At 51.4% G+C, this 23,435-nt stretch carries 22 protein-coding genes; 14 read left to right on the forward strand and 8 right to left on the reverse strand.

Annotation, left to right across the window (positions count from 1 at the left end; translation table 11 throughout):
- The first annotated feature begins 215 nt into the window (after window positions 1-215).
- A complete protein-coding gene (locus OGV74_RS01215; RefSeq protein ID WP_003023753.1) occupies window positions 216-920 on the forward strand; it encodes a FadR/GntR family transcriptional regulator in 705 nt (234 codons plus the stop codon).
- A gap of 1 nt (window position 921) precedes the next feature.
- Window positions 922-2,349, forward strand: a complete 1,428-nt coding sequence (gene mdtD, locus OGV74_RS01220) for a multidrug transporter subunit MdtD (RefSeq protein WP_003840564.1) — start codon at window positions 922-924, stop codon at window positions 2,347-2,349.
- On the opposite strand, the gene rbsR is transcribed toward mdtD, so the two are convergent.
- The 7 genes from rbsR to kup form a co-directional block, all read right to left on the reverse strand.
- On the reverse strand, window positions 2,315-3,307 hold the full coding sequence (gene rbsR / locus OGV74_RS01225) for a ribose operon transcriptional repressor RbsR (protein ID WP_003023757.1): 993 nt from the start codon (window positions 3,305-3,307) through the stop codon (window positions 2,315-2,317). The genes mdtD and rbsR overlap by 35 nt on opposite strands.
- 3 nt (window positions 3,308-3,310) lie before the next feature.
- Window positions 3,311-4,240: a ribokinase gene (gene rbsK, locus OGV74_RS01230; RefSeq protein WP_003023758.1), complete on the reverse strand. Its 930-nt coding sequence runs from the start codon at window positions 4,238-4,240 to the stop codon at window positions 3,311-3,313.
- Between the two features lie 141 nt (window positions 4,241-4,381).
- Window positions 4,382-5,272: a ribose ABC transporter substrate-binding protein RbsB gene (gene rbsB / locus OGV74_RS01235; protein WP_003023760.1), complete on the reverse strand. Its 891-nt coding sequence runs from the start codon at window positions 5,270-5,272 to the stop codon at window positions 4,382-4,384.
- A 24-nt stretch (window positions 5,273-5,296) separates the two neighbouring features.
- Complete coding sequence (gene rbsC, locus OGV74_RS01240) at window positions 5,297-6,262, reverse strand: ribose ABC transporter permease (protein ID WP_003023762.1); 966 nt, start codon at window positions 6,260-6,262, stop codon at window positions 5,297-5,299.
- A 5-nt stretch (window positions 6,263-6,267) separates the two neighbouring features.
- The gene (gene rbsA / locus OGV74_RS01245) at window positions 6,268-7,773 is read right to left on the reverse strand and encodes a ribose ABC transporter ATP-binding protein RbsA (protein ID WP_003023764.1); all 1,506 of its coding nucleotides are present in this window, start codon (window positions 7,771-7,773) and stop codon (window positions 6,268-6,270) included.
- Window positions 7,774-7,780: 7 nt separating this feature from the next.
- Window positions 7,781-8,200: a D-ribose pyranase gene (gene rbsD / locus OGV74_RS01250; protein WP_003023766.1), complete on the reverse strand. Its 420-nt coding sequence runs from the start codon at window positions 8,198-8,200 to the stop codon at window positions 7,781-7,783.
- 192 nt (window positions 8,201-8,392) lie between these two features.
- The gene (kup, locus tag OGV74_RS01255) at window positions 8,393-10,261 is read right to left on the reverse strand and encodes a low affinity potassium transporter Kup (protein WP_003023768.1); all 1,869 of its coding nucleotides are present in this window, start codon (window positions 10,259-10,261) and stop codon (window positions 8,393-8,395) included.
- 329 nt (window positions 10,262-10,590) lie between these two features.
- On the opposite strand from kup, the gene ravA reads away from it, so the two are divergent.
- On the forward strand, window positions 10,591-12,087 hold the full coding sequence (ravA, locus tag OGV74_RS01260; protein WP_048217015.1) for an ATPase RavA: 1,497 nt from the start codon (window positions 10,591-10,593) through the stop codon (window positions 12,085-12,087).
- Window positions 12,081-13,532, forward strand: a complete 1,452-nt coding sequence (gene viaA / locus OGV74_RS01265; protein ID WP_086504704.1) for an ATPase RavA stimulator ViaA — start codon at window positions 12,081-12,083, stop codon at window positions 13,530-13,532. The genes ravA and viaA overlap by 7 nt, the downstream gene beginning before the upstream one ends.
- A 3-nt stretch (window positions 13,533-13,535) precedes the next feature.
- Here viaA and asnA read toward each other — a convergent pair whose 3' ends face one another.
- Window positions 13,536-14,528 carry an aspartate--ammonia ligase gene (gene asnA / locus OGV74_RS01270; protein ID WP_003827009.1) on the reverse strand — a complete coding sequence of 331 codons (993 nt, stop codon included), beginning with the start codon at window positions 14,526-14,528 and terminating at the stop codon, window positions 13,536-13,538.
- Between the two features lie 151 nt (window positions 14,529-14,679).
- On the opposite strand from asnA, the gene asnC reads away from it, so the two are divergent.
- The 10 genes from asnC (at window position 14,680) to atpA (ending at window position 23,399) form a co-directional block, all read left to right on the forward strand.
- Entirely contained in the window at window positions 14,680-15,138 is a 459-nt protein-coding gene (gene asnC, locus OGV74_RS01275; protein WP_003023780.1) for a transcriptional regulator AsnC, read from the forward strand.
- 88 nt (window positions 15,139-15,226) lie between these two features.
- On the forward strand, window positions 15,227-15,676 hold the full coding sequence (mioC, locus tag OGV74_RS01280; protein ID WP_003023782.1) for an FMN-binding protein MioC: 450 nt from the start codon (window positions 15,227-15,229) through the stop codon (window positions 15,674-15,676).
- A gap of 372 nt (window positions 15,677-16,048) precedes the next feature.
- On the forward strand, window positions 16,049-17,938 hold the full coding sequence (mnmG, locus tag OGV74_RS01285; RefSeq protein WP_003023784.1) for a tRNA uridine-5-carboxymethylaminomethyl(34) synthesis enzyme MnmG: 1,890 nt from the start codon (window positions 16,049-16,051) through the stop codon (window positions 17,936-17,938).
- 101 nt (window positions 17,939-18,039) lie between these two features.
- Entirely contained in the window at window positions 18,040-18,663 is a 624-nt protein-coding gene (rsmG, locus tag OGV74_RS01290; RefSeq protein ID WP_003023788.1) for a 16S rRNA (guanine(527)-N(7))-methyltransferase RsmG, read from the forward strand.
- A 614-nt stretch (window positions 18,664-19,277) separates the two neighbouring features.
- Window positions 19,278-19,658 carry a F0F1 ATP synthase subunit I gene (gene atpI / locus OGV74_RS01295; RefSeq protein ID WP_003023790.1) on the forward strand — a complete coding sequence of 127 codons (381 nt, stop codon included), beginning with the start codon at window positions 19,278-19,280 and terminating at the stop codon, window positions 19,656-19,658.
- A gap of 7 nt (window positions 19,659-19,665) precedes the next feature.
- Complete coding sequence (atpB, locus tag OGV74_RS01300; protein WP_003023792.1) at window positions 19,666-20,481, forward strand: F0F1 ATP synthase subunit A; 816 nt, start codon at window positions 19,666-19,668, stop codon at window positions 20,479-20,481.
- Window positions 20,482-20,527: 46 nt separating this feature from the next.
- Entirely contained in the window at window positions 20,528-20,767 is a 240-nt protein-coding gene (gene atpE / locus OGV74_RS01305) for a F0F1 ATP synthase subunit C (RefSeq protein WP_003023794.1), read from the forward strand.
- A gap of 59 nt (window positions 20,768-20,826) precedes the next feature.
- On the forward strand, window positions 20,827-21,297 hold the full coding sequence (gene atpF / locus OGV74_RS01310; protein ID WP_003023796.1) for a F0F1 ATP synthase subunit B: 471 nt from the start codon (window positions 20,827-20,829) through the stop codon (window positions 21,295-21,297).
- 14 nt (window positions 21,298-21,311) lie between these two features.
- Entirely contained in the window at window positions 21,312-21,845 is a 534-nt protein-coding gene (gene atpH, locus OGV74_RS01315) for a F0F1 ATP synthase subunit delta (protein WP_003023799.1), read from the forward strand.
- A gap of 12 nt (window positions 21,846-21,857) precedes the next feature.
- Window positions 21,858-23,399 (forward strand): F0F1 ATP synthase subunit alpha, encoded by a 1,542-nt coding sequence (atpA, locus tag OGV74_RS01320; protein ID WP_003023802.1) that lies wholly within the window; start codon window positions 21,858-21,860, stop codon window positions 23,397-23,399.
- Window positions 23,400-23,435: the final 36 nt, after the last annotated feature.

The following is a 23,435-nucleotide window of genomic DNA, read 5'->3' on the forward strand; positions in this document are numbered from 1 at the left end:
GCTTGTAATCCGTTGTTCCGTGTCAGTGGAGGCGCATTATAGGGAGTTATTTCAGGCTGACAAGGGGAAATTTAAAATAACTTTCTGAGTGCGTGTTTTTTCACCAAAACAACCATTAACATGCCATAAAATAAGCAAATTGCCGTTTTTGCAGCCGCAATCACACTTCCAGGTGGCATACTAATGAATAAGAAAAAGAGTAAGGAAGAACATTCATGCCGTTAAATGCCCAACAGCTAGCCGCACAGAAAAACTTGTCCTACGTTCTGGCCGAAAAGCTGGCTCAGCGAATATTAAAAGGTGAATACGCGCCGGGCGCTATATTGCCTGGCGAAATAGAGCTGGGCGATCAGTTTGGTGTGAGTCGCACCGCGGTAAGAGAGGCGGTAAAAACGTTAACGGCAAAAGGTATGGTATTACCACGCCCACGTATCGGCACACGCGTCATGCCGCAAGCAAACTGGAACTTCCTCGACCAGGAGCTGCTCACCTGGTGGATGACGGAAGATAATTTCCCGCAGGTCATTAAACATTTTCTGGTGATGCGTATCAGCCTGGAGCCTCAGGCGTGTTTACTGGCGGCGACTATTGGTACGGCTGAACAGAAAGCGCACCTCAACACGCTGATGGAAGAGATGGTCGAGCTGAAAAGAAACTTCAGACGCGAACGCTGGATTGAGGTTGATATCGCCTGGCATGAACACATCTATGAAATGAGTGCGAATCCGTTCCTTATTTCCTTTGCATCTCTGTTCCATTCGGTTTACCAGACCTACTTTACCTCTATTACCTATAACGATGTGGTGAAACTGGATTTGCACCAGGCCATTGTCGATGCAATAGATGATAACGATGGCGATCGCGCCTTTGCTGCTTGTCAGGCATTGCTGATAGCACCGAACGTGCTACCGGATAAATAATATGTCAGAAAAGAAATCACGCAGTATGGCCGGGCTACCGTGGATAGCAGCCATGGCCTTTTTTATGCAGGCACTAGACGCCACTATCCTCAATACCGCCCTACCCGCAATAGCACATAGTCTTAACCGCTCTCCGCTCGCCATGCAGTCGGCCATAATCAGCTATACCCTGACGGTCGCGATGCTGATCCCGGTAAGTGGTTGGTTGGCAGACCGATTTGGTACCCGACGCGTCTTTATGATTGCTGTTAGCCTGTTTACGTTGGGATCGCTGGCCTGTGCGCTGTCCAGCTCCCTAAGCGAGCTGGTGATTTTCCGTGTCATTCAGGGGATCGGTGGCGCCATGATGATGCCCGTTGCCCGTCTGGCGTTATTGCGTGCCTACCCTCGCAGTGAACTGCTTCCCGTGCTTAACTTCGTCACCATGCCTGGACTTGTGGGGCCGATTTTAGGTCCGGTATTGGGCGGTGTACTGGTTACATGGGCCAGTTGGCACTGGATCTTCCTGATTAATATTCCAATTGGCATTGCCGGTATCTTCTATGCTCGCAAATATATGCCGAACTTCACCACCCCACGCCGCGGTTTTGATATGACCGGTTTCTTTCTGTTTGGTTTGAGCCTGGTGTTGTTTTCCAGCGGCGTTGAATTGTTCGGTGAGAAGCTTGTCGCTACCTGGGTCGCACTCGGTATTATTCTTGCCAGTGTGTTGTTACTACTCGCCTATATTCGCCATGCTCGTCGTCACCCAACGCCACTTATATCTCTTCCAATATTTAAGACTCGAACCTTTTCTGTTGGGATCGCCGGCAACCTCGCCACTCGCCTGGGCACAGGCTGCGTGCCCTTCTTAATGCCGCTGATGTTGCAGGTAGGCTTTGGATATCCGGCTCTGATAGCCGGTTGTATGATGGCGCCAACGGCGTTGGGTTCAATTCTGGCAAAATCCATGGTGACGCAGGTTCTGCGCAAACTCGGCTACAGGACCACATTGGTGGGTGTTACGGTTTTTATCGGCCTGATGATTGCGCAGTTCGCTTTGCAATCTCCTGCCATGCCGGTCTGGATGCTGATCCTGCCGCTGTTCATTTTAGGTATGGCGATGTCCACCCAGTTTACCTCAATGAATACTATCACTCTGGCGGATCTGACCGATGAAAACGCCAGCAGCGGCAACAGCGTATTGGCCGTTACTCAGCAGTTATCAATCAGTTTAGGGGTTGCCATCAGCGCCGCCGTTCTGCGTATCTATGAAGGTATGGAAGGAACCAATACGGTCGAGCAGTTCCACTACACCTTTATGACGATGGGCGCGATCACGGTAATATCCGCGCTGATGTTCATGCTGCTAAAAGCCAAAGATGGACGTAACCTGATCAAAGATCGGCACAAGCCTAAACCGACCCCCGCTCCATCAAAACAGGAGTAAGCTGCAAACGCTGTTGTTGTAATGCGGGCTGGGCCATCCGATGGATTAATACATCGATGGCCAGTTCGCCCAATTCATCTTTTGGTTGATGTATGGTCGTCAGCGGAGGCGTCATATAGCGCGCCAGCTCGATATCATCATAACCCACCACCGCCATATCCTGCGGAATGCGCAATCCCGACTGGTACAGAGCCTGATACGCGCCAACAGCCATTGCATCATTGCCGGTAAAAACGGCCTGCGGTCGCTGTTTATGCGACAGCAACGTTTGCATAGCTTCAAAGCCGCCACCAAACTCAAAGTCACCGGTAATCTCGTAGCCTTCCGGGACAGGCAAGCCCGCCCGCTTCATTGCCGCTCGATATCCTTCCAGACGCAAACGCGCCGGGGTTTTATCCAGCGGCCCGGTGATGCAAGCAATGCGCGTAAAACCTTTTTCGATAAGATGCTGCGTGGCTAAATCCCCGCCCAGCAGGGAGTTATCCTGAATCAGATCGCTTTCACCATCAAAGGGCGACCAGTCCATCATCACTGTCGGTATAGAAGGATAACGCTGCATTATCTCTCTGGAAGGCTGATGTGTTTCCGTGCAGAGCAGCAGCAAACCATCCACGCGTTTTTGCATTAGCGTTTCCAGATTACGGTTCATGCGCTGTTCATCGCCTTCGGTATTGCACAGCACCAGGCTGTAGCCGCGCTCAAAACAGCTACGTTCAACGCCGCGCACCAGCTCAGAATAGAAGGGATTGGTACTGGCAGTGATTAACATGCCAATCGTGCGGGTCTGGTTTAACTTGAGGCTACGCGCCAGCGCGGAGGGAGCGTAGTTAAGCGCTTTAATCGCAGCTTCTACTTTGTCAGTGACAGACTCACTGACAAAGCGATCTTTATTAATGACGTGAGAAACCGTCGACGTGGAAACACCCGCCAGGCGGGCGACGTCCTTCATTGTAGCCAAGCGTTACCTCTGTTGACTTAAAAACGCTTCTATTTCTTCGCGCCACGGAACGGAAGGCTGTGCGCCTTTACGGGTAACCGCAATCGCCGCAGCGGCATGCGCAAAACGGATCGCTTCAGGCAGTGGAGTCTCTTCCAGTAACGCTGTAATTAACGCGCCATTAAAGGTGTCTCCGGCGGCAATAGTATCAACGGCTTCCACTTTAAAACCGGGTACTCGCTGACCTTCGCCATTCACGCTGGCCCACACACCGCGACTCCCTAAGGTAATCAGTACAGTATGGATTCCTTTAGCATGCAATGCCTGCGCCGCTTTGGCCGCGTCTTCATCATTTTCAACCCGGATCCCCGTCAGCTTTTCAGCCTCGGTTTCATTCGGGGTAATAATATCTACCAGCGCCAACAGCTCGTCAGAAAGTTCACGTGCCGGAGCCGGATTTAGGGCGACCATGGTCTTATTTTGATGTGCAATCTTTGCCGCAGCCAGAACGCTTTCGATCGGCGACTCTAGCTGCATCAGTAAAGCGGACGCCTGCGCAATACGCTCATGCTGTGCTTCCACCAGCGCTGGCGAAAGAGCTGCGTTAGCTCCAGCATGAATGCCGATAACGTTCTCACCTTCACCATTCACAAAAATCAACGCAACACCGGTCGATTCCCCCGAAATTACGCTAATCGGCGCAATATCAATGTTGTCTTTGGCTAACTGTTTACGCACACTTTCGCCAATATCATCATCGCCCGTACAGGCAATGAATGCGATATTCGCGCCACTACGACCCGCAGCAACAGCCTGATTCGCGCCTTTACCGCCAAATGCGACCTGATAATGACTACCGGTTACGGTTTCACCAGGTGTCGGGAAAGAGTTAAGGTTAAGGATGTGATCGGCATTGATACTGCCAAGAACAACGAGGTTGCCTGCGGTTTTCATATTTGGTGTTCCAAGTCAAAGTGCGCCACCGGGTTAGGGTGGCGCGTGCCCTGCTTTTCTTTTTACGCTTTCATCCCCAAAACCAGATACGGGGATGGCGTATTTATGTCTCCATCAGGCCGCGAGCGACCTGAATCGGTATTACTGCTTGATGACCAGCTTCAGGTCAACCGGATATTTAGCCTGAACCTTCTCGCCTTTCAGGACTTTATCCGCAGTCTCAACGCCTTTCGCGCCGATCTGATCCGGCAACTGAGCAATGGTCGCAGCCAGTTTGCCATCATTTACTGCTTTTTCGCCATCTGGAGTGCCGTCAAATCCAACCACCATCACATCAGATTTACCCGCGGTTTGCAGTGCGCGCAGCGCACCCAGCGCCATTTCATCGTTCTGAGCAAATACGGCCTGCACATCAGGATGCGCGGTCAGCAGGTTCTGCATAACGTTCAGACCTTTAGTGCGGTCGAAGTCTGCCGGCTGGCTGGCCAGGACGTTAAATTTGTGTGCCGCAACGGCCTGCTGGAAACCTTCGCCACGCTCACGCGCCGCAGAAGTACCGGCAATCCCCTGCAGTTCGATAACTTTCGCGCCTTCACCTGCTTTCTTCGCGATGTAATCACCCGCAATTTTGCCGCCCAACACGTTATCAGACGCAATGTGGCTTACCACTTCGCCTTTGGAGGCAACACGGTCAAGGGTAATAACCGGAATTTTTGCCTGGTTAGCCATCTTCACAGCATTACCAACGGCATCAGAGTCGGTTGGGTTGATCAGCAGAATTTTAGTTCCACGAACCGTTAAGTCCTGAACGTTAGCCAGCTCTTTCGCCGGGTTGTTCTGCGAGTCCAGAATCACCAGGTTGTAACCCAGCTTATCCGCCTCTTTTTGCGCCCCATCCTTCAGAGAAACAAAGAACGGGTTATTGAGGGTGGAGACCACCAGCGCAATGGTATCTTTCGCCATCGCATTCGCACTCACGGTGGCGCTTAGCGCAACAGCAGAAACCAGGGTAGCCAGTTTTTTCATGTTCATATTTAAGATGTCCTGTAATCGTTGTTACTGCTTTTTGTTGTCTACCAGTACCGCCAGCAAAATCACCACCGCTTTGACGATCATCTGGTAATAGGAGGATACACCTAACAAATTCAACCCATTATTGAGGAAACCAAGAATCAATGCGCCGATCAGCGTCCCAACAATTCGTCCTTTACCACCCGCCAGGCTAGTTCCGCCTAATACCACCGCAGCGATAGCATCCAACTCATAGCCAGTACCTGCCGTCGGTTGCGCAGAGGAGAGGCGCGCAACTTCAATGATGCCCGCCAGCGATGCCAGCAGACCGCACAGTGAGTAAACGATAATTTTGATTTTACTGACGCTGATACCGGACAGACGCGTTGCCGCTTCGTTACCGCCCAGCGCATAGATATAACGCCCCAGACGCGTGTGGTGCAGCATGTACCACGCCGCGAGGAAGACAATCCCCATGATCCACACCGGCGTAGGGACGCCTAACGGACGACCAATCCCGAACCAGCCAAACAGATCGGCATTGTCAGTAAACCCGGTGTTTACCGGACTGCCGTTGGTGTAGACCATGGTCACACCGCGCAGCAGCAGCATCATAACCAGAGTCGCGATAAACGCCTGCACGCGACCTTTCGCGACAATCACCCCGGTTACCGCGCCAATGGCAGCGCCGAGCGCCAGGGCCGCAGCAACAGCCACCAGCGCATTGACTTCAATCCCTACAATCGAAGCCGCAACCGCACCGGTCAGCGCCAGCAAGGAACCGACGGACAGATCGATACCCGACGTCAGGATAACCAGCGTCATGCCAACCGCCATGATGGCGTTCACCGACGTTTGCTGAAGAATGTTGAACAGGTTATTAACGGTAAAAAAGTTAGGGCTCATGGTGGAAACAATCGCGATCAGCACTAACAGAGCGATGAGCGACTTTTGCTCCAGAAGCCATGCTTTAGTGAAATAACGGCGACCAGAAACAGCCTGGGTAGTCATCTTTTTTACTCCTGATTCACGCGATTAAGCTTGCCCACAGCGGCAGCCATTAATACTTCCTGAGTGGCCTGCTCGCGAGTGAATTCACCGCCGAGATGCCCTTCATGCATAACGATAATTCGATCGCTCATGCCCAATACTTCTGGCATCTCAGAAGAGACCAGAATGATACTCAGCCCATCGGCCTTAAACTGGTTGATAAGCTGATAGATTTCTTTCTTGGCCCCAACGTCAACGCCGCGCGTTGGTTCATCAAGGATCAGCACTTTTGGCCGGGTCATCAGACCGCGCGCAATCGCCACTTTCTGCTGGTTACCGCCGGAGAGCAGGCCGATAGCCTGTTCCATCGATGGCGTTTTAACATTGAACAGGCGAATAAAATCCCCTACCGCCTGCTGCTCATCTTTATGTTTAAGGCTTCCGCCTGCACGGCTGAAATAGCGCAGCGCGGTCAGTGACATGTTCTCTTTCACCGACATGCCGAGCACTAAACCATCGCGTTTACGGTCTTCAGAAATATAGACGATGCCGTTAGCCAGTCCATCCTGCGGCGAACGGGTGACAACTTCATGGCCATCAAGCGTGACGTAGCCGCTGGTGCGTGGCAATGCGCCGTACAACACTTTCATCAGCTCGGTACGTCCGGCCCCCATCAGCCCCGATACGCCAAGGATCTCGCCTTTACGCAGCGTGAATGACACATCGTTTACGCCAGGACCGCACAGATTATCGACCTTCAGGCGAATATCACCCGGCGCTTTTTCCAGACGCGGGTACTGATCTTCCAGCTTACGTCCCACCATCATTTCAATCAGCGAGTCTTCGGTAAGCGATGCGACTTCACGCTCGGCAATAAACTGCCCGTCGCGGAAGACTGTTACGTCATCGCAAATCTCGAAGATCTCTTTCATGCGGTGAGAAATATAGACAATGCCGCGTCCCTGGGATTTCAGTTCGCGAATGACGCGGAACAGGGATTCGGTTTCAGTATCGGTGAGGGCATCCGTCGGTTCATCCATAATGATGACCTTCGATTCAAAGCTCAGCACTTTAGCAATTTCGACCATCTGCTGATCGCCAATCGACAACTCACCGACCAGCCTGTCGCTTTTAAAGCGCAGATTGAGTTTGGCGAGCAGCAGATCGGCTTCGGCGTACATCTTCTTCCAGTCAATTTTGCCAAAGCGATTCACAAACTCACGACCGAGAAAAATGTTTTCAGCGATAGTGAGTTGCGGGATCAGGTTCAGCTCCTGGTGGATGATACCGATTCCGGCTTCCTGGGAGGATTTCGGGCCGTTAAAGGTGGTCTCTTTCCCCAGCCACAATAAGGAACCGGCATCACGGGTGTAGATTCCGGTCAGCACCTTCATCATGGTGGATTTACCCGCACCGTTTTCGCCCACCAGCGCCATTACGCGGCCTGGGTAGACATTCAGCGCGGCGCCGGATAGCGCTTTTACGCCCGGGAACGCTTTATCGATCCCTTTGAGTTGCAGTAATGCGTTCATGATGGCCTCAGAACGTGACGCCAGCACAGAGAATAATATTCGCATACGGAGAACACTCTCCGCTGCGAATTACCGCCTGACTGTCTGCGGTTTGTTTTTTGAATTGTTCATGCGTGGTGTAACGAATTTCTATGGTGTTTCCCTGGTGTTGTTGCAGTTGCTCAATGTGGCTGAGCAACGTTTCGTGGAGTTGCGGATTATGTTGTTTAATTTCCGACGCGAGAATGGCCGCCTCGACCTGCATTTCACGTGTGACCACATCCAGTACCTGCATAAAAGAAGGTACGCCCTGGGTTAATGCCATATCGATACGCGTTGTGCTGTTCGGGATGGGTAAACCTGCATCACACACCACCAGCGTATCGGTATGCCCCAGACGGGAGATCACCGATGAAATTTCAGAGTTGAGTACCGTGCCTTTCTTCATTTTCTTTCCCCACTAGCGAAACGTTTCGCTGGAGATAAGTGTAGTGCGAAGAGTGGACAGAAAACCACCGCGACGTTACGAAAATGTGATCGCCATCGAAACGTTTCGCAAGGATTATCATTAGATGAAATGAAAACTGGGAGGGGCAAAACAAAACGCCCCCTTTCGCGATAAAAGAGGGCGTCGATGAGATTAAATCTCGACCTGAGTACCGAGCTCAATAACCCGGTTCGGTGGGATTTCAAACTGGTCCGGCGCACGCAGCGCATTGCGCTGTAACAGCAGATACAGCTTACCGCGCAGACGCAAGTACCATGGTCGTTTGCCGACAATCAGCGACTCGTGCGACATGAAGAAGGAGGTTTCCATCATCCGGCAGCTTAAGCCTTCCAGACCGCAGCGATGGAACACTTCCTCCACGTTCGGCGTTTCACGCCAACCGTAGCTGGCAACTACGCGCCAGAAGGTGGGCGATAACTGCTCAATCTGCACCCTACGCACGTTGTGAACATAGGGCGCATCTTCCGTGCGCAGCGTCAGCAGAATAACGCGCTCATGCAGCACCTTGTTATGTTTGAGGTTATGCAGAAGCGCAAACGGGATGACGTTCAGTGCGCGGGACATATATACAGCCGTTCCCGGCACGCGTACCGGTGGTGATTTCTCCAGAGAAGCAATCATCGCCTCCAGAGAGTTACCGTGCTCATGCATACGACGCAGCAGACGGAAGCGTTCACTTTTCCAGGTGGTCATGATGGTGAACATCACCAGACCCAGCGTCAGAGGCAGCCAACCGCCGGAAATCAGTTTATCGAGGTTCGCGGAGAACAGCGGAACATCGACGCACAAGAATGCCACCAGGATCAGGAAGACGAAGTATTTATTCCAGTGCCAGTTTTTGCGCGCCACGGTGGTCGACAAAATAGAGGTCAGCACCATCGTCCCCGTTACCGCAATCCCGTACGCCGCGGCCAGATTACTGGAGTGTTCAAAACTCACAATCACGATAACCACCGCAAAATAGAGCATCCAGTTAACGAAAGGAATGTAGATCTGGCCCGACTCCATTTCCGAGGTATGGATAATGCGCATTGGCGATAAATATCCCAAACGCACGGCCTGACGCGTCAGCGAGAACACACCGGAGATAACCGCCTGCGAAGCGATTACCGTCGCCAGCGCAGCGAGGATCAGTAGCGGGATCAACGCCCAGTCTGGCGCCAACAGGAAGAACGGGTTTTTGATCGCTTCAGGATGCTTTAACAGTAGCGCCCCCTGACCAAAATAGTTCAGTACCAGTGAAGGCAACACCACAGAGAACCATGCCAGGCGAATCGGCAACTTACCGAAGTGGCCCATATCCGCATACAGCGCTTCAACACCGGTAATCGACAACACCACCGCACCCAGCGCAATAAAAGACAACGTTTTGAATTCGAGGAAGAAATGCACAGCCCAATACGGATTTAGCGCCTGCAGTACTTCCGGATTGCCAATAATACTGCGTACGCCTAAAACCGCCAGCGTCAGGAACCACAGCAGCATAATCGGCGCAAACAGCTTACCGACCATGCCGGTACCGTGTTTTTGAATCAAAAACAGCAGGGTCAGTACGATTATCGAGAGCGGAACAATCCAGGTATCCAGTTGCGGGGCAATAATCTCCAGACCTTCAATCGCAGACATCACAGAAATAGCTGGCGTAATCACCACTTCACCATAGAAGAAGCTGCCGCCTATCAATCCCATAATGACCAGCATGGAGGTTGTTCGTGCCGAGGTATTGCGCCCGGCCAATGACATCAGCGTCAGGATCCCGCCTTCTCCGGCGTTATCTGCGCGCATGACAAACGTCAGGTATTTAATGGAGACAACAAAGATCAGCAGCCAGAAAATCAGCGAGAGAAAACCAAATACGGCATCACGTTCAACGCCAAAACCAAACTGGCCGGACAAACATTCACGAAGCGTATAAAGTGGGCTGGTACCAATATCACCGTAGACAACCCCAATGGCTGCAAGGGTAATCGCAGACAATGATTGTTTATTATCAGTGCTCATAGACTCGTCTTTCGTTTATACACATCATCTTTCAAGCCACTCCGTGTGGGCTGCATTCGTTATTCCCCCCATCCCAGGAGAAAACTCCATTGCCGCCTTGGTGCAGCTTGATTGATTTGGTGTATATATAAGAAATGTGTGCGTCGTCCCTTGGCCCACAAAAAGGCGCACAGTATGCACGATTAATCACAAAATCGTACCCCTAAATGAGACCAGATTAATCTGGCTCAAAGAAAAATAAGCGCACCTTCAGTCTATTACTGCAATGGTGTGAAGCATCTATACTCGCAGTTTATGCAGTACATTTGGCGAAAGGACGCCACTTCATTATGGCTCACCCACATTTATTAGCGGAAAGAATTTCCCGTCTGAGCAATGCGCTGGAAAAGGGACTTTTTGAACGTAGCCACGCCATTCGTCTGTGTCTGCTGGCAGCACTCAGCGGCGAGAGCGTTTTCTTATTAGGGCCCCCGGGGATCGCAAAGAGCTTAATTGCCCGCCGACTGAAGTTTGCCTTCCAAAATGCACGCGCTTTTGAATACCTGATGACGCGCTTCTCTACGCCGGAAGAAGTTTTCGGCCCGCTGTCCATTCAGGCCCTTAAAGACGAAGGTCGCTATGAACGCTTAACGGCGGGCTATCTTCCTGAAGCTGAAATCGTTTTTCTCGATGAAATCTGGAAAGCAGGCCCGGCAATTCTTAACACCCTGCTGACCGCCATTAACGAACGTCACTTTCGCAACGGCGCGTATGAAGAAAAAATTCCGATGCGTCTGCTGGTGGCCGCTTCCAACGAACTGCCTGAAGCCGACAGCAGCCTGGAAGCGCTGTACGACCGTATGCTGATTCGTCTGTGGCTGGATAAAGTTCAGGACAAGGCCAATTTCCGCTCCATGCTGCTAAGTCAGCAGGATGAAAGCGACAACCCGGTCCCCGCATCATTGCAGGTGACGGATGAAGAGTATCACCAGTGGCAAAAAGACATTGGCGCCATCAAGCTTCCCGATCGCGTGTTTGAGCTTATTTTCACCCTACGCCAGCAGTTGGACACGCTACCGAATGCCCCCTACGTGTCCGATCGTCGCTGGAAAAAAGCGATCCGCTTACTCCAGGCCAGCGCTTTCTTTAGCGGACGTGATGCGGTAGTACCTATCGACCTGATCCTGCTGAAAGATTGTCTGTGGTACGACGCGCAAAGCCTGAATCTGATGCAACAGCAGCTTGAAATATTGATGACCGGACACGCCTGGCAGCAGCAAGCCATGCTGACGCGCCTGGGCAGTATTGTGCAGCGCCGCATTCAACTCCAGCAGCAACAAAGCGACAAAACGGCGTTCACGGTAATCCGTCAGGGTGGCATGTTCAGTCGTCGTCCTCATTATGATTTACCACCGGAAGCTACGTCCTCAGTCGTGACATTACTGCTACAAAAGCCATTAAAGCTGCATGATATGGAAGTTATCCATATTGCTTTCGAACGCAGTGCGCTGGAACTGTGGCTAACAAAAGGCGGTGAAATCCGCGGAAAATTAAACGGGATCGGCTTTGCCCAAACGCTGAATATGGAAGTCGATAGTGCACAGCATCTGGTTGTGCGCGATGTCAGTTTACAGGGTTCTCGCCTGGCGATGCCGGGGGCTTCGCAAGAGAGTATGCCCGCAGAGATAAAACAGGAGCTTGAAGCGCTCGATAACGAGTGGCATCAGCAGCACAGCGCATTCAGCGAACAGCAAAAATGCCTGTTTATTCATAGCGACTGGTTAGGCCGCATTGAGGCCAGCCTGCAGGATGTCGGGGCGCAAATCCGCCAGGCGCAACAATGCTGACCCTTGATACACTCAACATAATGCTGGCAGTCAGCGAAGAGGCGATGATCGAAGAGATGATCGTCGCCCTGTTGGCTTCCCCAAAGATGGTGGTATTTTTTAAAAAATTTCCTCGCCTTAAAAAAGCGATCACTGACGATATTCCCCGCTGGCGCGAATCTTTGCGTAGCCGCCTCAAAGATACCCATGTGCCGCCAGAGTTGGCAGAAGAGGTCATTTGTTATCAACAAAGCCAGCTCCTCTCTCATGCGCAGTTTATCGTTCAACTACCGCAAATATTATCGCTATTGCACCGACTCCATTCGCCCTGGGCTGGGCAAGCGCAGCAACTGGTCAATGACAACAGCACCTTTACGCCCGCCCTGCATACGCTTTTTCTCCAGCGCTGGCGCCTGAGCCTGGTGGTGCAAACCACAACGCTGAATCAGCAACTGCTGGAAGAAGAGCGCGAGCATTTGCTCAGTGAAGTACAGGAACGGATGACCCTTAGCGGACAACTGGAACCCATTCTGGCGGAAAATGATAACGCTGCAGGCCGGTTGTGGGATATGAGCGCGGGCCAAATCAAGCGCGGTGATTATCAGTTGATGGTGAAATACGGCGAATTTCTGACGCAACAACCCGAACTCCAGCGCCTGGCCGAGCAGTTAGGTCGTTCCAGAGAGGCGAAATCCGTGCCGCGTAAAGATGCGCCAATGGAAACCTTCCGTACCCTGGTGCGCGAACCGGCAACCGTCCCGGAGCAGGTGGATGGCATCCAGCAAAGTGACGATATCCTGCGCCTGCTACCGCCAGAATTGGCCACGTTGGGCATTACCGAACTGGAATACGAGTTCTACCGACGGCTGGTGGAAAAGCAACTGCTGACCTACCGCCTGCACGGCGAAGCATGGCGTGAGAAGGTAACAGAACGTCCGGTGGTGCATCAGGATTTTGATGAGCAGCCGCGCGGACCTTTTATCGTCTGCGTTGATACGTCAGGATCGATGGGCGGATTTAATGAGCAGTGTGCGAAAGCCTTTTGCCTGGCGCTAATGCGCGTCGCCCTTGCCGATAACCGGCGCTGTTTCATTATGCTGTTTTCAACAGAAGTGGTGCGCTATGAGCTTTCCGGCCCAGAGGGCATCGAACAGGCGATCCGCTTTTTAAGTCAGCGCTTTCGTGGCGGCACTGATATTGCCAGCTGTTTTCGCGCCATTATTGAACGCATGCAGGGTCGGGAATGGTTTGATGCCGATGCAGTGGTTATCTCAGATTTTATCGCTCAGCGATTGCCCGATGAAGTCGTCAGCAAAGTGGGGGAATTACAGCGGGTACACCAGCACCGTTTTCATGCGGTAGCGATGTCAGCACATGGCAAACCCGGCATCATGCGCATTTTCGATCATATCTGGCGCTTTGATACCGGGATGCGAAGCCGCCTGCTCAGACGCTGGCGGCGTTAATTGTTATAGCAGAGAAGCGACGCTTTCACGTACCTGGGCCGGCCATACGCCACACTGAACCTGGCCAATGTGCGGTAATTGCAGCAACAGCATGGTCAGACGCGACTGCCCAATCCCCCCACCAATCGTCTGCGGCATTTCACCACGCAGCAGCGCCTGGTGCCATTCCAGACTCAGGCGATCTTCATCACCGGTCAAAGACAGCTGGTGTTTCAGAGCGTCAGCATCCACACGGATCCCCATAGAAGACAGCTCAAACGCATCTTCCAGAACCGGGTTCCAGACCAGAATATCACCGTTCAGACCGGCATGACCCAGCTCAGACGCTGAACTCCAGTCATCATAATCCGGCGCACGTACATCATGACGGTGACCGTCACTGAGTTTACCGCCGATCCCTACCAGGAATACCGCGCCCAGCTCTTTAGCGATCGCACGTTCACGACCTTTTGCGTCAAGATCCGGATAACGAGATAGCAGCTCCTGGCTATGAACAAAGTGGATCTGCTCTGGCAGGAACGGTGCCAGACCAAACTCTTTGCTAACCGCAGCTTCGGTGGCCTTAATTCCCGCCCAGATAGCCTCTACCGTGCTTTTCAGAGTGGAGAATTGACGCTCACCGTCGCCCATCACGCGCTCCCAGTCCCACTGGTCAACGTACACTGAGTGCAGCGGGGAGAGGCGATCTTCATCGGGACGCAGGGCTTTCATGTGCGTGTACAGCCCCTCGCCTGCGCTAAAGTCGTGTTGTCCTAACGTTTGACGCTTCCACTTAGCCAGTGAATGAACCACTTCGAATTGAGCGTCTGGCAATGCTTTAACCTTCACCTGCACCGCTTTTTCACAGCCCGACAAGTTATCCTGCGTGCCATCTCCAACGCGGCTGAGGATCGGAGCCTGAACTTCGATCAGACCTAAACGCTCTTCCAGCTGGCGAGAAAAATGAGATTTTACGAAGCTAATTTGACGTTGTTTGGCAATGTAAGCGGTTTTCATTATGTGTACTCCTGTGTCCTGTTGCCTATGATTAAGCAACAGAATGGAGGTAATATTCAATAATCAACAAACAAAAAGCCGACTTCGATTTTGATTCGTTAAAATTAACGACTAAAATAGAGGGAATCATTAATCTACATAAGAAAAACCTATGGAAAATTATCAGATCGACAATCTGGACCGCGGCATTCTTGATGCCCTGATGGAAAATGCCCGTACTGCCTACGCAGAATTAGCCAAACAGTTCGGCGTCAGCCCAGGAACAATTCACGTTCGCGTAGAAAAGATGAAGCAGGCCGGGATCATTACCGGCGCGCGGATTGATGTTAGTCCCAAACAATTGGGTTACGACGTCGGCTGCTTTATCGGCATCATTCTGAAAAGTGCGAAAGACTATCCGTCAGCACTTGCAAGACTGGAAAGCCTCGATGAAGTGACCGAAGCGTATTACACCACCGGGCACTACAGCATCTTTATTAAGGTAATGTGCAAATCGATCGACGCGTTGCAGCAGGTACTTATCAACAAGATCCAAACAATTGACGAAATTCAGTCCACTGAAACCCTGATCGTCTTGCAGAACCCGATTATGCGTACCATCAAGCCATGATCGGTTTTTTTAATCCCCTATTTTTCCACAGGTAGATCCCAGCTCGCACACAGCGTACAATACGCCCTCTTTATAAAGGTGGGCGATCATGGCAGACATCACTCTTATCAGCGGTAGTACGCTTGGCAGTGCGGAATATGTAGCAGAGCATCTGGCTGAAAAGCTGGACGACGCCGGTTTTTCCAGCGAAATACTGCATGGGCCAATGCTTGAAGAGGTTCCGACTGACGGGATCTGGCTGATTATCAGCTCCACACACGGAGCAGGAGACATTCCTGACAACCTGCAGCCTTTATATGATGCCTTACGCGAGCAGAAACCGAACCTGTCACAAGTGCACTTTGGTGCAATCGGGATCGGCAGTCGTGAATATGACACCTTTTGCGGCGCAATCGACAAGCTGGAAGCCGAATTGAAAGCCTGTGGGGCAAAACAGATCGGCGAAACGCTCAGGATCAACGTACTGGAACATGAAATACCGGAAGATCCGGCTGAAATTTGGCTGGGATCGTGGCATCCGTTGCTCAGAGATTTGTAAAGATCGTACTTTTTTATGTGGATAACTCTGGTTAAAAGCTTGGATCAACCGGTAGTTATCCCAAGAACAACCGTTGTTCAGTTTTTGAGTTGTGTATAACCCTTCATTCTGATCCCAGCTTATACGGACCAGGATCACCGATCATTCACAGCTAATGATCCTCAGCAACCTGTTGATCTTACTTAAAGGATCGACCTTATCCACAGAAAGGTGCGATCCTAATAAGAGATCACAATAAAACAGATCTCTAAATAAAAAGATCTTCTTTTTAATACCCAGGATCCCAGGTCTTTCTCCATCGACTAAAGTTGAGTAGAATCCACGGCCCGGGCTTCAATCCATTTTCACACCGCGTTATGCGAGGCAATCACCATGTTTTATCAGGATCCTTTTGACGTCATCATCATTGGCGGGGGTCATGCAGGCACCGAGGCCGCAATGGCCGCGGCGCGAATGGGTCAACAGACTCTGCTTTTGACACACAATATCGACACTCTGGGACAGATGAGCTGCAACCCGGCGATCGGCGGTATTGGGAAGGGACACCTGGTAAAAGAAGTGGATGCGCTTGGTGGGTTGATGGCAAAAGCGATCGACCATGCGGGTATCCAGTTTAGGATACTAAACGCCAGCAAAGGGCCTGCCGTTCGTGCTACTCGCGCTCAAGCCGATCGTGTGCTCTATCGACAGGCGGTACGTACCGCACTGGAGAATCAACCCAACCTGATGATCTTCCAACAAGCGGTTGAAGATCTGATTGTTGAAAACGATCGTGTCGTGGGCGCAGTGACCCAAATGGGACTGAAGTTCCGTGCCAAAGCGGTCGTGTTAACCGTGGGGACTTTCCTCGACGGCAAAATTCATATTGGTCTGGACAACTACAGCGGTGGCCGCGCTGGCGATCCGCCGTCTATTCCGCTGTCACGTCGTCTGCGTGAACTGCCGCTGCGTGTCAGTCGCCTGAAAACCGGTACACCGCCGCGAATCGATGCGCGCACGATTGATTTCAGCGTGCTCGGCCAGCAAAACAGCGATAACCCGATGCCGGTCTTCTCATTCCTGGGCGATGCTTCTCAACATCCGCGCCAGATGCCGTGTTACATCACGCATACCAATGAAAAAACCCATGATGTGATCCGTAATAACCTCGATCGTAGCCCGATGTACGCAGGCGTGATCGAAGGTATCGGCCCACGCTATTGCCCGTCGATCGAAGACAAAGTGATGCGCTTTGCCGATCGTAACCAGCATCAGATCTTCCTCGAACCGGAAGGACTGACGTCTAACGAAATTTACCCGAATGGCATCTCCACCAGCCTGCCGTTCGATGTGCAGATGCAAATTGTCCGTTCCATGCAGGGGATGGAAAATGCCAGAATCGTCCGTCCTGGCTACGCGATTGAGTACGATTTCTTCGATCCGCGCGACCTGAAACCTACTCTGGAAAGCAAATTCATCCAGGGTCTGTTCTTTGCTGGTCAGATCAACGGTACGACCGGTTATGAAGAAGCTGCCGCGCAAGGGATGCTGGCTGGTCTGAACGCCGCACGCTTATCTGCTGACAAAGACGGCTGGGCGCCGCGCCGCGATCAGGCTTATCTTGGTGTGCTGGTGGACGATCTGTGTACGCTGGGCACCAAAGAACCGTACCGCATGTTCACCTCACGCGCGGAATACCGTTTGATGCTGCGCGAAGATAACGCCGACCTGCGTCTGACCGAAATTGGTCGTGAGCTGGGACTGGTGGACGATGAGCGTTGGGCTCGCTTCAACGAGAAGCTGGAGCGTATTGAACAAGAACGCCAGCGTCTCAAATCAACCTGGGTGAATCCGTTAGCGGAGTCCGCTGCAGAAGTGAATGCTCACCTGGCGACACCTCTGTCACGTGAAGCGAGCGGTGAAGATCTGCTGCGTCGCCCGGATATGACCTATGCTCAGTTGACCTCTTTATCTGCGTTTGCACCTGCGCTTGATGATGCTCAGGCCGCGGAACAGGTTGAAATTCAGGTGAAATACGAAGGATATATCGCCCGTCAGCAGGAAGAGATCGAGAGACAACAGCGTAATGAGAACACCTTGTTGCCTGCAACGCTGGATTATCGTCAGGTCTCCGGCTTGTCGAATGAGGTCATTGCCAAACTGAACGATCACAAACCGGTATCGATCGGCCAGGCATCGCGTATTTCCGGCGTAACACCTGCCGCCATCTCCATTCTGCTGGTATGGCTGAAAAAACAAGGTATGCTGCGTCGCAGCGCTTGATATCACTTTTTGGCGGGAGTGCTTCGTTTGCCCGCCCTACAAATTTGTCGGCCCGATAAGCGACAGCGCGTCGGGCAATAGATTATTTACAGGTAACGACCGTGCTCAACAAACTCTCTCGTCTGCTGGCAGATGCCGGTATTTCTCTTACCGATCACCAGAAAAATCAGCTGATTGCGTATGTCGATATGCTGCATAAATGGAACAAAGCGTACAACCTGACGTCGGTGCGTGATCCCAACGAAATGCTGGTGCGCCATATTCTGGACAGCATTGTCGTCGCGCCGTACCTGAAGGGCGAGCGTTTTATCGATGTCGGCACTGGTCCGGGCCTACCGGGAATCCCTCTCTCCATCGTACGTCCTGAAGCGCATTTCACACTGCTGGATAGCCTGGGAAAACGCGTTCGTTTCTTGCGCCAGGTGCAGCATGAGCTTGCGCTTACTAACATCACTCCAGTGCAAAGTCGCGTTGAAGAATTCCCTTCAGAGCCGCCGTTTGATGGGGTGATTAGCCGTGCTTTCGCGTCACTCAATGATATGGTGAGCTGGTGCCATCATTTGCCTGGTCAGGAAGGGCGTTTTTATGCGCTAAAAGGGCAGTTGCCTGAAGATGAAATTGCCTCGTTGCCTGCAGAATTCAGCGTCGAGTCGGTCGAAAAATTACGCGTTCCGCAACTGGATGGTGAACGTCATCTGGTGGTTATTAAGCCAAACAAAATTTAATTTTTATCAAAAAAAATAGAAAAAAAACGGTTCTTTGGGTGTTAAAAGTCATAAGGAATAGTGTGGTTAAATGTCGTTACATTTCACTAATGCCTTACGGTTTTGCATCATAACTATAACGTACCGTTTTTTGTTAAAAGTGAAACAAGTCAGCTGTGAAAATATCAGCCTGCTAAAAATAGAATCAAAGAATCACCGCTCGTGTTAATTTTTTATTATAAATGTCAATGGGTGGTTTTTTTGTTGTTATTCGCTATTTTTAAAACAGTAACGAATTTTAGGCTTAAATATCAAAAAGTTGAAATGGCATCATTTGCCAAGTAAATAAATAGTGCTGGGGCGAATATGCTTAATATGTGATCTGGTGCACGCTTTGCAGCCAGTGTTTACGCGGCTTTTGCAGTTTTGCATGATCGTTCACAGTTTGCATAAAAGTGATAAATGTGGCGTAGCGAAAAATATTTAAACATTTATTCACTTTTTAGCTACTTATTGTTTGAAATCGAGAAGGCGCACCGTATAATTTGACCGCTTTTTGATGCTTGACTCTAAGCCATAAAGAACGTTTTATACGACACGCGGCATACCTCGAAGGGAGCAGGAGTAAAAACGTGATGTCTATGTCGCTCTTGAGTCGAAACGTTGCTCGTAAGCTTTTGCTCACACAGTTTCTGGCGGTAATAGCAAGTGGACTGCTATTTAGCCTCAAAGACCCTTTCTGGGGCATCTCCGCATTGTGCGGTGGATTGGCAGTGTTACTGCCTAATGTGTTGTTTATGATATTTGCCTGGCGTCACCAGGCACATACACCAGCTAAAGGCCGAGTAGCCTGGACGTTCGCTTTCGGCGAAGCCTTCAAGGTATTAGCTATGCTGGTGTTGTTGGTGGTGGCGTTGGCTGTTTTGAAAGCGGTATTCATGCCGCTGATCGTTACGTGGGTTTTGGTGCTGGTGGTTCAGATACTGGCGCCGGCTGTAATTAACAACAAAGGGTAAAGGCATCATGGCTTCAGAAAATATGACGCCGCAGGATTACATAGGACACCATCTGAATAACCTTCAGTTGGACCTACGTACATTCTCGCTGGTGGATCCGCACAACCCCCCAGCCACCTTCTGGACGCTCAATATTGACTCCATTTTCTTCTCGGTGGTTCTGGGTCTGTTGTTCCTGCTTATGTTCCGTAGCGTAGCCAAAAAGGCGACCAGCGGCGTACCAGGTAAATTTCAGACTGCGATTGAGCTGGTAATCGGCTTTGTGCATGGTAGCGTGAAAGACATGTACCATGGCAAAAGCAAGCTGATTGCTCCGCTGGCCCTGACGATTTTCGTCTGGGTATTCCTGATGAACTTGATGGATTTGCTGCCTATCGACCTGCTGCCGTACATCGGTGAGCATATCTTTGGCCTACCGGCTCTGCGTGTGGTTCCGTCTGCTGACGTGAACATCACCCTGTCGATGGCGCTGGGCGTATTTATCCTCATTCTGTTCTACAGCATCAAAATGAAAGGCATCGGTGGCTTCGCGAAAGAGTTGACACTGCAGCCGTTCAATCACTGGGCGTTCATCCCTGTCAACTTAATCCTTGAAGGGGTAAGCCTGCTGTCCAAACCAATCTCACTTGGTCTGCGACTGTTCGGTAACATGTACGCTGGTGAGCTGATTTTCATTCTGATTGCTGGTCTGTTGCCGTGGTGGTCACAGTGGATCCTGAATGTGCCGTGGGCCATTTTCCACATACTGATTATCACGCTGCAAGCCTTCATATTTATGGTTCTGACGATTGTCTATCTGTCGATGGCATCTGAAGAGCATTAATTTACCAACACTACTACGTTTTAACTGAAACAAACTGGAGACTGTCATGGAAAACCTGAATATGGATCTGCTGTACATTGCTGCCGCTGTGATGATGGGTCTGGCGGCAATCGGTGCTGCGATCGGTATCGGCATCCTCGGGGGTAAATTCCTGGAAGGCGCAGCGCGTCAACCGGATCTGATTCCTCTGCTGCGTACTCAGTTCTTTATCGTTATGGGTCTGGTGGATGCAATCCCAATGATCGCTGTAGGTCTGGGTCTGTACGTGATGTTTGCTGTCGCGTAGTAAGCGTTGCTTGAATTAAGAGCAATATCAGAACGTTAACTAGATAGAGGCATTGTGCTGTGAATCTTAACGCAACAATCCTCGGCCAGGCCATCGCGTTTGTCCTGTTCGTTCTGTTCTGCATGAAGTACGTATGGCCGCCTTTAATGGCTGCCATCGAAAAACGTCAAAAAGAAATTGCTGACGGCCTTGCTTCTGCAGAACGAGCACATAAGGATCTTGACCTTGCAAAGGCCAGCGCGACCGACCAGCTGAAAAAAGCGAAGGCGGAAGCTCAGGTAATCATCGAGCAGGCGAACAAACGCCGTGCTCAGATCCTGGACGAAGCTAAAACTGAAGCAGAGCAGGAACGTACTAAAATCGTGGCACAGGCGCAGGCGGAAATTGAAGCCGAGCGTAAACGTGCTCGCGAAGAGCTGCGTAAGCAAGTTGCTATCCTGGCTGTTGCTGGCGCCGAGAAGATCATCGAACGTTCCGTGGATGAAGCTGCTAATAGCGACATCGTGGACAAACTTGTCGCTGAACTGTAAGGAGGGAGGGGCTGATGTCTGAATTTGTTACGGTAGCTCGCCCCTACGCCAAAGCAGCTTTTGACTTTGCCGTTGAGCACCAAAGCGTTGACCGTTGGCAGGATATGCTGATGTTTGCCGCTGAGGTGACAAAAAACGAACAAATGGCAGAGCTTCTCTCTGGCGCGCTGGCGCCGGAAACGCTCGCTGAGTCGTTTATCGCCGTATGCGGTGAGCAACTGGACGAAAGCGGCCAAAACCTGATTCGGGTAATGGCTGAAAATAACCGTCTGAATGCGCTCCCGGATGTTCTTGAGCAGTTTATTCACCTGCGTGCAGCCAGTGAGGCTATCTCTGAGGTAGAAGTTACTTCTGCCAATGCACTGAGTGATGAACAGCTTAAGAAGATTAGCGCAGCGATGGAAAAACGTCTGTCACGCAAAGTTAAGCTGAATTGCAAAATCGATAAGTCTGTAATGGCAGGCGTAATCATCCGAGCGGGTGATATGGTCATTGATGGCAGCGTACGCGGCCGTCTTGAACGCCTTGCAGACGTCTTGCAGTCTTAAGGGGACTGGAGCATGCAACTGAATTCCACCGAAATCAGCGAACTGATCAAGCAGCGCATTGCTCAGTTCAATGTTGTGAGCGAAGCTCACAACGAAGGTACTATTGTTTCTGTAAGTGACGGTGTTATCCGCATTCACGGCTTGGCCGATTGTATGCAGGGTGAGATGATTTCCCTGCCGGGTAACCGTTACGCTATCGCACTGAACCTGGAGCGCGACTCCGTAGGTGCAGTTGTGATGGGTCCATACGCTGACCTCGCCGAAGGCATGAAGGTTAAGTGTACGGGTCGTATTCTGGAAGTTCCGGTTGGCCGTGGCCTGCTGGGTCGTGTGGTGAACACTCTGGGTTCCCCGATTGACGGTAAAGGTCCGGTTGATAACGATGGCTTCTCGCCAATCGAAGTTATCGCACCAGGCGTAATCGAACGTCAGTCCGTCGACCAACCAGTACAGACCGGTTATAAATCTGTTGATGCCATGATCCCAATCGGTCGTGGCCAGCGTGAGCTGATCATCGGTGACCGTCAGACAGGTAAAACCGCGATGGCAATCGATGCCATCATCAACCAGCGTGATTCCGGCATCAAATGTGTGTACGTGGCTATCGGCCAGAAAGCGTCCACCATTTCTAACGTGGTTCGTAAACTGGAAGAACACGGCGCACTGTCCAACACCATCGTTGTTGTGGCGACCGCGTCTGAATCTGCTGCACTGCAATACCTGGCGCCATATGCCGGTTGCGCAATGGGCGAATACTTCCGTGACCGCGGTGAAGATGCACTGATCGTTTACGATGACCTGTCTAAACAGGCTGTTGCTTACCGTCAGGTTTCCCTGCTGCTGCGTCGTCCACCAGGACGTGAAGCATTCCCGGGCGACGTATTTTACCTCCACTCCCGTCTGCTGGAACGCGCATCCCGCGTAAACGCGGAATACGTTGAGAAGTTCACCAATGGTGAAGTTAAAGGTAAAACTGGCTCCCTGACCGCTCTGCCGATTATCGAAACCCAGGCGGGTGACGTTTCTGCGTTCGTTCCGACCAACGTAATTTCTATTACCGATGGTCAGATCTTCCTGGAAACCAACCTATTTAACTCCGGTATTCGTCCGGCAGTTAACCCGGGTATCTCCGTATCTCGTGTTGGTGGTGCAGCGCAGACCAAGATCATCAAGAAACTGTCCGGTGGTATTCGTACCGCACTGGCGCAGTATCGTGAACTGGCAGCGTTTTCTCAGTTCGCTTCCGACCTGGATGAAGCTACTCGTAAGCAGCTGAGCCACGGTCAGAAAGTAACTGAACTGCTGAAGCAGAAACAGTATGCGCCAATGTCTGTTGCACAGCAGGGTGTGGTGCTGTTCGCGGCTGAACGCGGTTACCTCGAAGATGTGGAACTGGCGAAAATCGGTAGCTTCGAAGCCGCTCTGCTGGCTTACGTTGACCGTGACCACGCTCCGCTGATGCAAGAGATCAACCAGTCCGGTGGCTATAACGATGAAATCGAAGGCAAGCTGAAAGCTATCCTCGATTCCTTCAAGGCAACCCAGTCCTGGTAACGTCTGGCGGTCTGCTTTAGGGTGGACCGCAAGGCA

Origin of the sequence: Citrobacter sp. Cf116, from assembly GCF_030336505.1 — a bacterium.
GTDB lineage: Bacteria > Pseudomonadota > Gammaproteobacteria > Enterobacterales > Enterobacteriaceae > Citrobacter > Citrobacter freundii.

Bases quoted from the DNA above. Each gene is read 5' to 3' on its own strand.
- OGV74_RS01215 (WP_003023753.1), top strand. From the start codon at position 216: ATGCCGTTAAATGCCCAACAGCTAGCCGCACAGAAAAACTTGTCCTAC.
- mdtD (WP_003840564.1), top strand. From the start codon at position 922: ATGTCAGAAAAGAAATCACGCAGTATGGCCGGGCTACCGTGGATAGCA.
- rbsK (WP_003023758.1), bottom strand. From the start codon at position 4,240: ATGAAAACCGCAGGCAACCTCGTTGTTCTTGGCAGTATCAATGCCGAT.
- rbsB (WP_003023760.1), bottom strand. From the start codon at position 5,272: ATGAACATGAAAAAACTGGCTACCCTGGTTTCTGCTGTTGCGCTAAGC.
- rbsC (WP_003023762.1), bottom strand. From the start codon at position 6,262: ATGACTACCCAGGCTGTTTCTGGTCGCCGTTATTTCACTAAAGCATGG.
- rbsA (WP_003023764.1), bottom strand. From the start codon at position 7,773: ATGAACGCATTACTGCAACTCAAAGGGATCGATAAAGCGTTCCCGGGC.
- rbsD (WP_003023766.1), bottom strand. From the start codon at position 8,200: ATGAAGAAAGGCACGGTACTCAACTCTGAAATTTCATCGGTGATCTCC.
- kup (WP_003023768.1), bottom strand. From the start codon at position 10,261: ATGAGCACTGATAATAAACAATCATTGTCTGCGATTACCCTTGCAGCC.
- ravA (WP_048217015.1), top strand. From the start codon at position 10,591: ATGGCTCACCCACATTTATTAGCGGAAAGAATTTCCCGTCTGAGCAAT.
- viaA (WP_086504704.1), top strand. From the start codon at position 12,081: ATGCTGACCCTTGATACACTCAACATAATGCTGGCAGTCAGCGAAGAG.
- asnA (WP_003827009.1), bottom strand. From the start codon at position 14,528: ATGAAAACCGCTTACATTGCCAAACAACGTCAAATTAGCTTCGTAAAA.
- asnC (WP_003023780.1), top strand. From the start codon at position 14,680: ATGGAAAATTATCAGATCGACAATCTGGACCGCGGCATTCTTGATGCC.
- mioC (WP_003023782.1), top strand. From the start codon at position 15,227: ATGGCAGACATCACTCTTATCAGCGGTAGTACGCTTGGCAGTGCGGAA.
- mnmG (WP_003023784.1), top strand. From the start codon at position 16,049: ATGTTTTATCAGGATCCTTTTGACGTCATCATCATTGGCGGGGGTCAT.
- atpI (WP_003023790.1), top strand. From the start codon at position 19,278: ATGTCTATGTCGCTCTTGAGTCGAAACGTTGCTCGTAAGCTTTTGCTC.
- atpB (WP_003023792.1), top strand. From the start codon at position 19,666: ATGGCTTCAGAAAATATGACGCCGCAGGATTACATAGGACACCATCTG.
- atpE (WP_003023794.1), top strand. From the start codon at position 20,528: ATGGAAAACCTGAATATGGATCTGCTGTACATTGCTGCCGCTGTGATG.
- atpH (WP_003023799.1), top strand. From the start codon at position 21,312: ATGTCTGAATTTGTTACGGTAGCTCGCCCCTACGCCAAAGCAGCTTTT.
- atpA (WP_003023802.1), top strand. From the start codon at position 21,858: ATGCAACTGAATTCCACCGAAATCAGCGAACTGATCAAGCAGCGCATT.